Here is a 13,806-nt window from a genome sequence, read left to right as displayed (position 1 = left end):
ATTGTATTGGTTGGAAACTATTTAAGTTTTTTCAGATTGTTTACCGTCATTGTTTCTTCACATTTTTCAAAGCCAATCTCATACTTAGGATTCTTTTCAGGATAGGTGATAATGTAAGCGGGACATGGCTTTTGCTGTGCATTGCTTCGGTCAAAATCTACCTTTCCATAGGTAATGATACTGTCTTTGATAAATTTTTCATCAATCTTGTTGGTGATCATTACATTCTTAACCGCTTCGGAATATTTGAATTCTTTGGATAGGGTTTCTGCGATGACACGGCTGTTGGGCAGATAACCACTACAGCTGGCTCCCTTTTTATTTAAAATAAAGAATACAAGAATCAGCCCCGGAATGAAGCCTATTAAATAAAATTTAAATTTTTTCATTAGAAAATTAAAAGATTGATATCGTGGTACGTAAGTCCGAAACGGTCACAGATGATCTTTTTGGTATGTCTTCCCTTATACATATATAAACTCTGCTTCATTTCATTTTTGCGGATCAGCATATTTTCAAAACCACCTTCTTCATCATAATTCAGGATATAGGAAAGGAAGAAATTCGAAATTGCTTTTGTGGTAGTTCTGGGCATTCTCGACGTAAGGTTGGGTAACCCACAATGAATAACACCATGTTTGATGATATATGGATCTTCCATAGTGGTAAGCTCCGATGTTTCGATAACCTTGCCGTTATCTATAGTAATATCAATGATGACACTGCCTTTTTTCATCTTCATGACCATATCCTCAGTAACAATGGGCGTCATATTTAATCTTGGAAGAGCTCCGATGACTACATCAGCACGTCTTAAGCTTTTGCTGAGTTCTTTAGGATCGATGATAGATGTAGGAACGCGGCTGTCAACGATAGTATGAAGTCTTCTTAATTTGGATAGTGAGTTGTCAAAAACTTTTACACTGGCTCCTAAGCCTATTGCGGCTTTTGTAGCAAATTCACCTACAATTCCGGCTCCAAGAACTACTACTTCAGCAGGTCTTACACCTGTAATTCCTCCAAGCATTAACCCATTGGACAGGGCTAATAATTCTGAAGCATATAAAATAGAAACAGATCCTGCAATCTCACCAATGAGCCTTACAAGAGATAGTTGTTTGTATTCATCAACAATAAATTCAAAGGCAATGGCATTTATTTTTTTCTCGGCAAGCTTTAAGAAATATTCTTTATCCCTAAGATTGATCTGAAGTGCTGACACCAAATAGGTATTCGGTTTCATAAAATCAATTTCATCTTCGGTAGGAGGGTTAATCTTTAAAATAAGATCCTGTCCGAAGGCTTCTTTGGGATCATTAGTGATCTTTGCTCCAGATTCAGAATACTGTAAATCGGTAAAAAATGATCCTTGTCCGGCTCCGGATTCTATGATAATCTCATGGCCGTGTTCTACCAGCACCTGTACAGCGTCCGGAGTAATGCAAGTTCTCCTTTCATTTAAACAGGTTTCTTTAGGAATTCCAATACTGAATTGTTTCCCCTTTTTTATAACCTCCAATTTTTCCTCTTTCGGCATCAATTCTTCTTCTGTGAAAGGAGTAAAAATATTTGTACTCATCCTTTAAATTATGTCTTACAGATTATTATTTTAATACTGATTTAAGAAGCAAAGATACATAATATTTAATCGAATGAAACTTCTCTGTGCTCGCCTGTATTCAGGATGCTCATTGTGTGGTACTTGAGCCCGTAAAGCTCTTCTTCATAGACTTCCGGCCATTCAATGATGCACAAAAAAGAGTTATCCAGATATTCTTCAATACCAATATCATAGACTTCTTCAACGTTTTTTAAGCGATACAGATCAAAGTGGTATACCTTCCCTTTTGAAGTACTGTATTCATTGACAATAGAGTAGGTAGGTGAGTTGACCTCATCCTCACTGCCCAGATTTTTAAGCAAAAACTGTGTGAAAGTGGTTTTTCCGGCTCCCAGATTTCCCTTCAGTAAAAGAATGTTATATTTTAATTCAGGAAAAACAGTATCCACAACTTCCTGCCAGTCTTCGATTGTATGTATAGTGAATTGCATAGGCTAATTTGCTACAAAAATAGTAAAATTTATGCTTAATAATTTTTGAATTTGACGGATGATTGAACCTTAAAACCCTTCTGATAGATTTATAATTATGACTCACAGGTTGGAATTGATTATAATAATCCGCAGTAAAATAACTATTAAAAATAAGCTGACCTGAATTGAATATCAGAATAACAAAAAAGTTTCTGCAATACCTGATGAATGAAAGTCTTGTAAGTCAATTGTTTTTTATTAATGTAATTCTAAGTTAAATCATTGTTGATGTATATTTTTATTGATAAACCAGTTATTTTTATGTTTTATTATTTTTAATTTATTTTATGTGATTTTTATTTGTCATTTTATTGCTGTGTGTCTAATTTTGATTGGATATTTAATATAATAGTACCTAATTATAAAATTAAACCTTATGAAAAAAATTTTGTTACTCCTTCTCGTTTTTTTTTCGAGTAAATTTTTTACTCAGCAACTTTCGTATGCCACTTTACCGGAACCTAATGCACTATCGTTAAACTATCTTAACAGTCTTTCCGGAAAGAATATTTTGTATGGTACCGTACCACCCAATTATAATGGAAAAACTATTCTTTTTACCCATGGTTTTGTGATGTCTACCGAATCTCTACTTATTGGAAATTCAATGTATAAAGAAGCATACAGTGCCGGTTACAAAACAGCTTTTGTAGCAACCAGCAGGTTTTTGGGAGATTGGGAAAATGGAGAGATATTATCAAGAGCAATTGATCAGGTAGGTGTTTATTTAGGAGCCAATATAATGACTATTGTAGCACACAGTAATGGAGGAAAAGCTTCAGATGTTGCTCTATTGGAATATCAAAAAACAAATAAAGTAGACAAGGTAATCACTTTAGGAACACCTCACAGAGGGACTCAGATTGCAGATTTTGCGAATTATCCGATGTGGGCCTGGATAACCGGTGCATTACAGTTGGGAACGGGATCACAACTGTCCACTACTTCCTACTGTGATACTTATTTCAGACCTTATATGGATAATCACCCACTTAATCAACCTAAGAAACATTATAGTTTGGGAGCCTGGGGATATACCAGAGTAACAGGACTGCTTTCTCCTGCAATTATTCCGGCGGGAACTGCGATTGCTGCATTAGGAGGAGGAAAAAATGATGGGGTTACTCCATTTTACAGCTCCACAAGACCGGGTTCCAAGCAATTGATGACGGACACTGACCCCCGAGGATATATTAACCATATAGATATAATGGAAGGTGTTTATGTTTGGGATAACGCTATAAAACCGGTTTTGGACGGACAAATTGTCAATAATGGCTTGGCGAATAAGATGTCACAGCCGGAAAGTTCTGAATTTAAAGTGATAAGCAATTATCAATTGATTTCAAGTAATGATATGGAAAGCTTACAGCTAGGCAAAAATGCCAATAATGTCCGTTTTGAAGTTATTACCAAAGATGCCAATGCTTCTGTAGATATTTTAGATCCTGCTACAGGAAAGATGTTGAGTCAAATTAAAAATAATACGATTCCGGATAAGAGTGGAGGGGCTGAAAGTCGGTTATTATCATCAGGCTTCAATTTGAGAAATAAAGAACTTAAATTAAGCAGTAATTCTAAATTTGTGGCTGTGGTTGAAGATGGAATTGACAGTCCGATGGAATATAGAATTAAAAAAGATAATGAGAAAACTTATCTGGAGGTAACTTTCCCTAACCTTAGTTCTGAAGAGCTTCAAAAAGTTTCACTTCAAAATGAAACCTATTGGATATCGGATTTAAAAGGAAAGAATACCGGACCGAAAGAAAAGGCAGTGAATGTGAAATTTGAACTTCGTAACAACAGATTTGTAGCAGATGTAAGCCGTGAACAAAATGGGATCTATTCTATAAAACTGGCTGCTAGTCTGGGGAATGGCATCAGAAGAAATATTATAAATGGTTTTGTGGTTTCAAATAACAAAGATGTTACTCAATCTGAGGCCGTAAATGTTCAAAAGAGTACTCAATTTAATATTGGAGATAACCCTGTTAATGATAATACAAAACTAATAAGTAATGGTGCGCTTACAGGAGAAGTAAGTGTTAAGATTTATAATTATTCCTCTAAATTATTGAATCAATATACTGTAAAAGTAAATGGTGAAAATAGCTTAGACTTTGGTAAGTATGCTAAAGATCTGGAAAAAGGCACTTATATTGTTTATGTAGAATATGGCAGTATAAAAGAGAGTATGAAATTCATAAAAAGATAATTTTGTTTACAAATACTTTTAAACCGGGAAGCTCCCGGTTTTTTTATTGAAGTATGTGCAGCAGGGGTTTAGAAGGTTTTATGATAAGAAATTATGCCTCGGAAAACTTTTGCAGGGCTTTCTTTTTTTGTTGGAGGAAAAGAAATATCATATTTTTACATCATGATTTCTAAGCAGACGATAGATAAAATATTCTCCACAATCAGGGTAGAAGAGATTGTGGGTGAATATGTGCAGTTGAAAAGAGCGGGGTCTAACTTTAAAGGGCTCAGCCCATTCCATGAGGAAAAATCTCCAAGTTTTGTAGTTTCACCAAGTAAACAGATCTGGAAGGACTTCTCAACAGGTAAAGGAGGAACAGCTATCTCTTTCCTGATGGAAATTGAAAATTTTACCTATCCTGAAGCACTTCGCCATGCAGCCAAGAAGTACGGAATTGAAATTGAAGAAGATCTCCGTGAAATTTCCGAAGAAGCGAAGAATGCCCAGACAGAGAAAGATCTTCTGTATAAAATCCACGAAGTTGCCAATAATTATTTTCAGGAAATTCTTTGGGATGCTGAAGATGGAAGAAGTATCGGACTGGCTTATTTTAAAGAGCGTGAGCTTAAAGATGATATCATCAAGAAATTCCAGCTGGGATATTCTCCTGAAAAGAAAAATGCTTTTACAGCGTATGCAGAAGAGAAAGGATATTCTAAAGAAATTCTGGAGAAATCGGGGCTTTCCATTTTCCCTGAAAATGCTCCCGCAGGAATAGACCGATTTCGGGAAAGGGTTATTTTTCCGATTCACAGTTTTTCAGGAAGGGTTTTAGGTTTTGGAGCCAGAATCCTTAAAAATAATGTCAAAACAGCCAAATATCTCAATTCCCCGGAAACAGAGATCTACCATAAATCTAATGTCCTTTATGGATTAAACCAGAGCAAACAGGCCATTTCGAGAAAGAATACCTGTCTTTTGGTGGAAGGGTATATGGATGTGATTTCACTTCATATGTCTGGGATTGAAAACGTAGTTGCCAGTTCCGGAACTTCCCTGACTACAGAACAGATCAAACTGATCAAAAGACTTACGGAAAATGTAACCATTCTTTTTGATGGTGATAACGCAGGAATTAAAGCCAGTTTCCGAAGCATTGATATGCTTTTGACCGAAGGAATGAATATCCGTGTATTGCTTTTCCCGGATGGAGATGATCCCGATTCTTTTGCCCGAAAACATCCACAGGACTACGTTGAAAAATACATCGAAAATGAAGCGATGGATTTTATCGATTTTAAGGCTGAGATCCTGTTAAAAGATGCCGGTACCGATCCTATCAAAAAAGCGGAGGCTATACGGAATATTGTAAAGTCGGTTTCCTTCGTTCAGAATGCACTGAAAAGGGAAGTATACCTTAAAGAAGTATCCAATAAATTTGGTCTTTCGGAGCAGAGTCTTTTCAATGAGCTTGATGTTCAGAAACAGATTACACAGAATCAGACCCACCATGTTCAGCAACAGCAGAAAGAAACGGCTGTTCCAAAGATGGAGATCGTCCCTTTGGATAAGGAGAAAGAAGATCCCTTTCTGTATGATGTTCTGTTTATGGAGAACAAACTGGTGGACCATATGCTGATGTTTGGAGATATTGTTCTGAAAAGAACTACTGATAATAATGAAGAGTATCAGATCACTGTTATTGAAGAAATTCTTCATCATTTTGAAGAAGAACAATATACATTTTTAGTAAAAGAAAACGAAATTATTATTAATCAGGTAAAAGAGGGAATTCAGAAGGAAGAGCTCAGAAGTGGAAACTTTTTTGTATCTTTTATGGACGAAGACATTACCACAAAGGTTGTTGACGCGTTGATTCCTCTCGATGATCTGGAAAACTGGGCATCAAGGAATATTTATCCTCCCAATTATGGTGATAAAGTGGCAGATCAGGTAAGAGGTGATGTATTGTTGCATAAATACAGATATATTGATTATCTGATAAAAGAGACGGCAAAAGAACTGGATCAGTACAGCGATAATGATGAGACTAAATACTATGATCTGATCAAAAAAATTACCCTGTTGAAACAGGCTTCCATACGGTTGAGCGCTATTATTGAGTATTCACCGATTAAAGGGATCTATGGCGGCAGAAACAGATAGTTTATGGACAGATATATTCCTGTTCTGTGACAAAAAGTCTCATAAAATTTTAGGAATAAATATTGTAATTTAAACTTCGAGAATATTTGTTAAAATAATACATAATATAAATATGGACATTAAAAAGGACTTCAGAGATTTCTCTGTAAAACATTTAGGAAACAACGGTTTGGTTACCGATCAGTATATGGGAATGTATGGCCCAACGAATCTTACACCGTACATCATGGAAGAAAGAAGATTAAACGTTGCTCAGATGGACGTTTTCTCCCGTTTGATGATGGACAGGATTATTTTCCTGGGAACAGGAATTGACGATCAGGTAGCTAATATTGTTACGGCTCAGCTTTTATTCTTAGAAAGTGCTGATCCGTCAAAAGATATTCAGATCTATATCAACTCTCCGGGAGGTAGTGTTTATGCCGGATTAGGAATTTATGACACTATGCAGATCATTAAGCCGGATGTAGCAACAATCTGTACAGGTATGGCTGCTTCAATGGGAGCTGTATTATTAGTGGCAGGAGAAAAAGGAAAACGTTCTGCTCTTAAACATTCAAGAGTAATGATTCACCAGCCTTCAGGAGGTGCACAAGGGGTTGCTTCTGATATGGAAATCAATTTAAGAGAGATGTTGAAATTAAAGCAGGAGCTTTATGAGATCATCGGACATCATTCAGGACAAACTTACGAGTGGGTTGAAAAATCTTCTGACAGAGACTACTGGATGACTTCTGAAGAAGCTAAAGGCTACGGAATGGTAGATGAGGTTTTACAGAGATCAACAGAGAAAAAATAATCGATACTGGAAATCGGAAAAAACGCACCAATACGGTGCGTTTTTTTGTTTTATCATTGTATGAAAAAGCATTTCACATAGGATGTTCTACTTCTTGATGATTTTATGGATGGTTGAAGTATCTGCTGTCTTTATCTCAACAAAATAAACACCTGAATTCAAAGAATGAATACCAATTTTTGTGGCTTGGGAAGTGATTACTTTTTGGCCTAAAGAAGAGTAGATATTTATTTCTTTATATTTTTCAATGGATTCGATCTGGATAAAATCATTTGCAGGATTAGGATGAATACTGAATTTTTTCTTTGTGACAGAAGAAACTCCCAGCATAGAATCGGCTGCTTCCGTAGGGATAAATGGTCTTCTCTGTCCGAAACTTATACCCATCCAGTCATTGTTGGCTAACTGAATCTGGGAAAGGTCATACTTCTTTTGCCAGCTTGAGAGATCTTTTCCTTTATATAATTTCCAGCTGTCTGCCACTGTGGCGTTTCCTGTAAAACTATTCAATGAAAGAGCAGAAATCTGGCTGTTTGATGAGGTGAAATTAAAATAAGAGGCTTGAGACCGGATCAGCTGTAAGGCCTGCTCGGCTGTGATGCTTCCGTTATATTTAATTCCAAACACAAAAGAATCTGCATTTCCGTTTGACTGATTGGTTCCAAAATCAACCACTACCAGGCTTTTATTACTTCCTGTTCCTATCCAGTTGGTAATCTGAGAGGGAACATACCATTGTGAGCTGTATGCCGCAACAGGTGTAGAAGGCGGAGTGTCAGCATCATCAATTCCATAAGTAATTCCGTACCATTTTCCATCATTCAGAGGTGTATAACCCGGGCCGTTGTTCCATGTCATATTTCCTGCGCTGGCTCCGGACCATGGGATCCAGCTGTCATCAATATCCGGCGTATGATGATTATAATGAAAGCTTTGAAGAAAACCTGAAGGAATATCAATCTCCATTTGAGGTTCTGCAGCTACAATAGCGTTGATCATGTCTTCCATCAGTAAACCATCCGCATCAAAACGGTACCCCCATGCATAAGAAGCAGGAGAATTATTATCGTTAAAATCTGCAATGAAATAGGCTTTCTTTGAACCTGTTCCTACCCAAAACTTAATGTCGTTCTCTGTAAATTGGGCAGACAAAAACTGCATAAAAAGCAGTAAGAAAAAAAAATAGATTTTTCTCATGATATAATTAAATTAAAGTTTTATTCCCGAAACTTACTTAAGAAAAGTGACAATAATCACGATCCTGAAGTGACAATGGATAAGGCAGGTCTCCTGGCTTGCATCCTATAGCACACCTTCCCGGATCAGTATCCAGTGGTTGTATTTTGCTATAAGTAAAACAGCTTACAGTTGCGGGTACAGCTCAAGAATTAAATTTTATTCTCACTTGATTCCCTATTAATGAACAGTGTTCAACCTTAAAACGCCGCAAATATATCATATAAATTTTTGGGTCCTGTTTTGTGAATTATCTTTTAGTTTTTATATTTTCCCTGAAGCTGAATGGTTTTTAATGCTATGTTTTTTTGAATTGATAATTAAATTGAAGATGTTGTTAGGTTTTCGGATTTAACCAAAAGTTTTACTGTTTATATTAAATTCATTTTCATGGCTCCATTGTTAAAATACAATTATCATTATATTCAAGATCAGTTTACAATCAATTTATATTTTCGCAGCCATAAAAGAGAATATGAAAAGACTGCTACTATCCGCATTTGTGTTAACGGCGCTGGCATCCTGTAAAGATGATGACACCACCAGTAATCAGGAGATTAATTATTCTAAGCTTCCGCAGGAATTTGCTTTTTCAAAATTGGCAACTATCAATGGAGTAGATGTGATCAACGGAGGATTTGGATCCGGAGCAGCGGCCCATCCTACAAGAAAAGGAGAATTTTATGTCATTACAGACCGTGGTCCGAATACAGATTACTTAAGCGGTAAAAAATTTCTTGTCCCTAATTTTACCCCAACGATTATGCATTTTAAAATCAATGCAGAAGGTAATATCGAGGTCATTCAATATATTAAACTTAAAAACCCTTCAGGCCAGCCTATCACAGGACTTCCAAATCCTATAGGAATGGGAAGTACCGGTGAAGTAGCCTATGATGCTTCAGGAAATATGTTAGGAACAGATACATATGGTCTGGACAGTGAAAGTATTGTGGCAGCTCCGGATGGAACATTCTGGGTTTCTGATGAATATGGTCCGCATATCGTTCATTATAATGCAGAAGGGGTAGAAATGGAAAGGATAAGCCCAATTGGAGTGAATACAGGAACAAGAAAACTTCCTGCAGTTTTAGCCAAAAGAAGGGCCAACAGAGGTATGGAAGGACTTTGTATCACTCCGGATGGAAGAACACTGGTAGGAACAATACAGTCTACGATGCTGGTTCCCACTAAAGCATTGGCAACCAATACTACATTAACAAGAATCGTAACATTCGATATTATTACAGGACAGACGAAACAGTATGTATACAAACAGGATGGCGGAGCTTCTGATTCGGTTTGTGATATTACAGCATTAAGTAATAATGAATTCCTGGTGATTGAAAGAGACGGAAATTTCGGAACACAGGGAGGAATAAAAAAAGTATACAGAATCAATATATCCGGAGCTACAGACGTTAATGGAACGGATCTGACGGCTGTAGACGGAATGAAAATTAATAATAAAGCATTGGAACAGAGTACCTGGGATGAGATTGCAAATGCCGGAATAAAACCTGTTTCTAAAAAACTGGCGGTGGATCTCGTAGCAAAACTGGGCTATGAGCATGATAAGTTTGAAGGAATTGTTTATTTGGGAAATAATAAACTGGCCGTTTTTAATGATGATGATTTTGGAGTGGTAGATGATGGAAACGGAAATCCTAAAGCCAAAATTCTTCCTAAAACAGGAAAATTAGACAAAGGAACGATGTATGTAGTCGATATTCAATAATTAGATTTTTTTTAAAGAAAACGGCGGAATCGAAGATTCCGCCGTTTTCATGATCTCTGTATGAAGAATTCATCAATATGAAAATTACTGGCTTTTTAAGTGAAAAAGATATTATCTTTCTGTTATATTACTTTACCCAAACTTTACTGTTTTTAAAGTCAATCGTGAAAATATATTTACAAAGGGTTTCAAAATTGAGTACACCATCATAAATAATATCTCTTGTAAATGATCTTGAACTGAATGTTTTTTTGCCAATAATAAACTGACTCTCAACATTCATATCATCTTTATCCTTCGGCAGCTTCCAGCTTTTGGCTGTTTCTGTAGATAAAAGCAGGGGACCGCTGTTTCCGGAATCAAAAAGAAACCAGTATGATTGATTGTCCCTTGGAATATTCAAAAAAATATTGAGTTCAGTAGCTTCCAGCCCATTGGCAAATCTGCTGGGAATAAGGCTTTTTCCTTGCGTTGCTTTTTGTGATGAAGAATGATTCTCTATAATAATAGCATTGTTGGCAAGGTTAAGAGTCAGGATGTGGGCAGCAAATGATTTTAATGAAATAACACCGTCTATTTTAGGGAATTCTTTTGGTAAAATGGCCATGATATCAAAAACAGCGACTGTTGGATGGTCTATTTTTGTAGAACCTATAGTAATGGAAATACCATCTGATTTTTGAGATTTAATAATTTCTCCACTCATTCTAAATCCTGTTGAACTTCCATATATTTTCTTATTAAGATGCCTTGCGATTTCTGGCGAAATAATAGTTTCTGCTCCACCGGTATCAAACAGGAAATTATATTTTTTTCCTTCAATAGACACCTCTACAGTTTTCATGTTTTCAATATAGGGTTTTAGCCTTATGGTGTCCTGTCCGAATCCCCAGATATTTGCTCCTAAAAATAGTACGCTGAAAAATATTTTCTTTGTTTTCATAATCCTTTTTGTTTAGTCTGTGAGACAAAAATAGTCTCTGTTTTATAGCAGACAAATTTGAATTATTATGTTATGAAAAGCGACCGATTTTAAAAAGTCGAACCAAATAAAAAAGAAATAAAGTGTTTGACTAATTCTTCTTATAATACGTATTTCTATATTCTGTGGGCGTTAAAGTAGTGTGTTTTTTAAAAGCAGTGTTAAATGATGATTTTGAATTAAAGCCAACCTGATATAAAATTTCTAAGACCGTAGAATCTTTTTTAGAATGTTTTTTTAATAATTCCATTGCATTTTCGATACGATAGGCATTCACAAAATCAAAAAAATGCTGTTTCATATTTGAATTAATTAAAATTGATAATTCCCGGGTGGGCATATTCATTTGTGCTGCGAGGCTTTGCACAGTAAGAGCAGGATCTAAGTATGGCTTTTTTTCAGCCATGTATATATTCAGTAATTCGATTTGCAAATTAATGTTGCTGTTATCTATATTTTGTTTGGCCTCTGATCTTGTTTTGGGCTCAGTTTCATTTTTAAAATCATTTATTAATTGTAACTGAGGATCAACTCCCCTGAAAAATTCAGGATATTTTAATGCTTTTAAGACAAACCAGCTGGTGACAAGTAATGCCATGATTTCCAGAAATCCGTTAATGACAGTCAGTAGCTGATGCTCATCAGTATATCTCAGCATATTTTTAAAGGTTGCAAAATAATGAACAACCATAAAAAGTACAGTTAGTTGAGATAGCCATTTAAAGACTAAATTGGAAGAATAAGACTGGTTTTCAAGATAGATACTTCGGGTTCTTTTCATCACCATAAAAATAGCAATGGTATAGATTAAATACTGGATTTCTATCAAATATTGAAAAGTAATCATTTCAAAGGTCTTATGATGATATTTGAAAAAATATTTTTTTTCAATACCATCTGCCCAATAGATTCCTGAAGCCAATATGAGATTGATAATGACAAAAGGTATAAGATGAAAAAGATGTTTTCTTTTTAATTGAAAATCTTCATAGCAAAGTGATAAGACATATAAATAGAATAGCGGTATATTCAATAAAATGAGAGTCCATCTAAAGATCTCCAGGTTGGGAAGAAGGCTAATGACAGGTTCAGCAATGAAGACTCCGCTTACGTCAAGAGCAGTTAGAAAAAGATATCCTGCAAAAAGTTGATTCGGAAACTTTTTATTGGACTTTAAAGTCAATAAAAACAAAATAAGAAGGAACAATATAAAAACAGATATGATGGCGATCGTTTTTAAAAAATCCATTTATTTAATTTTAAGTGACCTATTTGGAAAAATAAAATCCTGGGGTTTGTTTATTTTCTGTTTTTGAGCGGATCCGCTTTTCTGAAAAATCAAAACGAATGAGATGCTGTAAAAAAGGACATCTTCGACATCCCTTTTTACAGCATAAATATTTTAATTAAAAGCTTCAATAATTTTAGAGAAATCCTCCAGTTTTAAAGCGGCACCACCAATCAGACCACCGTCGATATCAGGTTGAGAGAAAATCTCTTTAGCATTGTCAGGCTTTACAGAACCTCCATAAAGGATAGAAATCTCATCTGCAACCTCCTGTCCGTATTTTGCAGCAATGATACTTCTGATGTGTGCATGGATTTCCTGAGCCTGTTCCGGACTTGCCGTTTCTCCTGTTCCAATAGCCCAAACCGGTTCATAAGCAATCACTACTTTCTTGATTTCTTCAGCTGAAAGAGTGAAAAGAGCTACTTCAGTCTGATTTTTTACGACCTCAAAATGTTGCCCCGCTTTTCTTTGCTCAAGAGTTTCTCCGTTGCAGTATACAGGAATAAGACCTTTGTCAAGCGCTAATTTGATCTTTCTGTTACAGTGAGAATCTGTTTCTCCGTGATACTGTCTTCTTTCAGAGTGGCCGATCAGTGATCCCGTTGCATCAATGGATTCCAGCATATCTACAGAAATCTCACCCGTATAGGCACCACTTTCATGCTCGCTCACATCCTGAGAGAATACCCCGATCTCATCTTTCTCAAAGACGTCTTTTGCCATCATCAAGTATAAAGCCGGTGGAGCAATCCAAACCTCACAGTTTGTTGTATTGTTGTTTTTATAGCTTAGTAACTGAATCATTAATTGTTGTGCATCAATTACATTTTTGTTCATTTTCCAGTTTCCTGCAACTATTTTTCTTCTCATAAGATTTATTTATTTTACTTTTTAGATTATTTATTTACTTTCTGAAGATATTTTAAGACAATCCCCATAAATTTTTCAGAAGGACATAGAAGGTATGCTCTTCTTCTGTTACCTTATTGTCTGCTTTGATCAATGATTTTGCAAACTGAACAAACTTTAGTCGCTCCTCTTCGGTAGAATCATCAAGGAAGCATCTTCCATGGAATTCAAAGTGATCTTTCCATTCCTCAGGCTGCAAAAGAGCAAGAGTATCAAGCTCATTGTCCAGGTTCATTCTGAATGGAAATTCATCAGCCAGATATTGCTGTACAAGCATTCCTTCCTCAGGAGCAAACTCTCCGTCTACAGAAGAAAGGATCATTAATAAGTGATATCCGGCGATAGATTTATTTGATTTTTGCATGTGTTGTTGAATATTTTAGTGTTTAAAGGT

Annotated in this window: 12 protein-coding genes and 1 riboswitch; of the genes, 4 read left to right on the top strand and 8 right to left on the bottom strand. The window is 35.8% G+C overall.

Going from position 1 to position 13,806, the window contains the following annotated elements; translation table 11 throughout:
• Positions 1 to 17: 17 nt before the first annotated feature.
• The 3 genes from MP478_RS04845 to tsaE form a co-directional block, all read right to left on the bottom strand.
• On the bottom strand, positions 18 to 389 hold the full coding sequence (locus MP478_RS04845; protein ID WP_257199783.1) for a hypothetical protein: 372 nt from the start codon (positions 387 to 389) through the stop codon (positions 18 to 20).
• The gene (locus MP478_RS04840) at positions 389 to 1,579 is read right to left on the bottom strand and encodes an alanine dehydrogenase (protein WP_230037677.1); all 1,191 of its coding nucleotides are present in this window, start codon (positions 1,577 to 1,579) and stop codon (positions 389 to 391) included. Before MP478_RS04840 ends, MP478_RS04845 begins: the two co-directional genes overlap by 1 nt.
• A gap of 65 nt (positions 1,580 to 1,644) precedes the next feature.
• On the bottom strand, positions 1,645 to 2,052 hold the full coding sequence (gene tsaE, locus MP478_RS04835) for a tRNA (adenosine(37)-N6)-threonylcarbamoyltransferase complex ATPase subunit type 1 TsaE (RefSeq protein WP_230037675.1): 408 nt from the start codon (positions 2,050 to 2,052) through the stop codon (positions 1,645 to 1,647).
• Between the two features lie 418 nt (positions 2,053 to 2,470).
• On the opposite strand from tsaE, the gene MP478_RS04830 reads away from it, so the two are divergent.
• The 3 genes from MP478_RS04830 to clpP all read left to right on the top strand — a co-directional run bounded on the left by MP478_RS04830 (position 2,471) and on the right by clpP (position 7,256).
• On the top strand, positions 2,471 to 4,309 hold the full coding sequence (locus MP478_RS04830) for a T9SS type A sorting domain-containing protein (RefSeq protein WP_257199782.1): 1,839 nt from the start codon (positions 2,471 to 2,473) through the stop codon (positions 4,307 to 4,309).
• Between the two features lie 162 nt (positions 4,310 to 4,471).
• Entirely contained in the window at positions 4,472 to 6,457 is a 1,986-nt protein-coding gene (dnaG, locus tag MP478_RS04825; RefSeq protein WP_257199910.1) for a DNA primase, read from the top strand.
• A gap of 112 nt (positions 6,458 to 6,569) precedes the next feature.
• Positions 6,570 to 7,256 (top strand): ATP-dependent Clp endopeptidase proteolytic subunit ClpP, encoded by a 687-nt coding sequence (clpP, locus tag MP478_RS04820; protein WP_034726592.1) that lies wholly within the window; start codon positions 6,570 to 6,572, stop codon positions 7,254 to 7,256.
• Between the two features lie 87 nt (positions 7,257 to 7,343).
• Here clpP and MP478_RS04815 read toward each other — a convergent pair whose 3' ends face one another.
• Positions 7,344 to 8,453 (bottom strand): T9SS type A sorting domain-containing protein, encoded by a 1,110-nt coding sequence (locus tag MP478_RS04815; protein WP_257199781.1) that lies wholly within the window; start codon positions 8,451 to 8,453, stop codon positions 7,344 to 7,346.
• Between the two features lie 65 nt (positions 8,454 to 8,518).
• Positions 8,519 to 8,710, bottom strand: a riboswitch (cobalamin riboswitch).
• Positions 8,711 to 8,967: 257 nt separating this feature from the next.
• On the opposite strand from MP478_RS04815, the gene MP478_RS04810 reads away from it, so the two are divergent.
• On the top strand, positions 8,968 to 10,230 hold the full coding sequence (locus MP478_RS04810; RefSeq protein ID WP_257199780.1) for an esterase-like activity of phytase family protein: 1,263 nt from the start codon (positions 8,968 to 8,970) through the stop codon (positions 10,228 to 10,230).
• Positions 10,231 to 10,357: 127 nt separating this feature from the next.
• Here the strand turns inward: MP478_RS04810 and MP478_RS04805 are convergent, their stop codons facing one another.
• The 4 genes from MP478_RS04805 to MP478_RS04790 form a co-directional block, all read right to left on the bottom strand.
• A complete protein-coding gene (locus MP478_RS04805; protein WP_257199779.1) occupies positions 10,358 to 11,173 on the bottom strand; it encodes an aspartyl protease family protein in 816 nt (271 codons plus the stop codon).
• 130 nt (positions 11,174 to 11,303) lie between these two features.
• The gene (locus MP478_RS04800) at positions 11,304 to 12,461 is read right to left on the bottom strand and encodes an AraC family transcriptional regulator (protein ID WP_257199778.1); all 1,158 of its coding nucleotides are present in this window, start codon (positions 12,459 to 12,461) and stop codon (positions 11,304 to 11,306) included.
• A 153-nt stretch (positions 12,462 to 12,614) separates the two neighbouring features.
• Positions 12,615 to 13,373 (bottom strand): triose-phosphate isomerase, encoded by a 759-nt coding sequence (gene tpiA, locus MP478_RS04795; RefSeq protein ID WP_257190466.1) that lies wholly within the window; start codon positions 13,371 to 13,373, stop codon positions 12,615 to 12,617.
• A 52-nt stretch (positions 13,374 to 13,425) separates the two neighbouring features.
• Positions 13,426 to 13,776: a TerB family tellurite resistance protein gene (locus tag MP478_RS04790; protein WP_230037662.1), complete on the bottom strand. Its 351-nt coding sequence runs from the start codon at positions 13,774 to 13,776 to the stop codon at positions 13,426 to 13,428.
• Positions 13,777 to 13,806 lie beyond the last annotated feature (30 nt).

Origin of the sequence: Chryseobacterium sp. WG14 (genome assembly GCF_024586945.1) — a bacterium.
GTDB lineage: Bacteria > Bacteroidota > Bacteroidia > Flavobacteriales > Weeksellaceae > Chryseobacterium.
The sequence above is the reverse complement of the archived record's forward strand: the minus strand, read 5'-3'. Positions and strand labels throughout refer to the sequence as shown.

Coding starts and splice junctions, on each gene's coding strand:
- MP478_RS04845 (WP_257199783.1), bottom strand. CDS start 389: ATGAAAAAATTTAAATTTTATTTAATAGGCTTCATTCCGGGGCTGATT.
- MP478_RS04840 (WP_230037677.1), bottom strand. CDS start 1,579: ATGAGTACAAATATTTTTACTCCTTTCACAGAAGAAGAATTGATGCCG.
- tsaE (WP_230037675.1), bottom strand. CDS start 2,052: ATGCAATTCACTATACATACAATCGAAGACTGGCAGGAAGTTGTGGAT.
- MP478_RS04830 (WP_257199782.1), top strand. CDS start 2,471: ATGAAAAAAATTTTGTTACTCCTTCTCGTTTTTTTTTCGAGTAAATTT.
- dnaG (WP_257199910.1), top strand. CDS start 4,472: ATGATTTCTAAGCAGACGATAGATAAAATATTCTCCACAATCAGGGTA.
- clpP (WP_034726592.1), top strand. CDS start 6,570: ATGGACATTAAAAAGGACTTCAGAGATTTCTCTGTAAAACATTTAGGA.
- MP478_RS04815 (WP_257199781.1), bottom strand. CDS start 8,453: ATGAGAAAAATCTATTTTTTTTTCTTACTGCTTTTTATGCAGTTTTTG.
- MP478_RS04810 (WP_257199780.1), top strand. CDS start 8,968: ATGAAAAGACTGCTACTATCCGCATTTGTGTTAACGGCGCTGGCATCC.
- MP478_RS04805 (WP_257199779.1), bottom strand. CDS start 11,173: ATGAAAACAAAGAAAATATTTTTCAGCGTACTATTTTTAGGAGCAAAT.
- MP478_RS04800 (WP_257199778.1), bottom strand. CDS start 12,461: ATGGATTTTTTAAAAACGATCGCCATCATATCTGTTTTTATATTGTTC.
- tpiA (WP_257190466.1), bottom strand. CDS start 13,373: ATGAGAAGAAAAATAGTTGCAGGAAACTGGAAAATGAACAAAAATGTA.
- MP478_RS04790 (WP_230037662.1), bottom strand. CDS start 13,776: ATGCAAAAATCAAATAAATCTATCGCCGGATATCACTTATTAATGATC.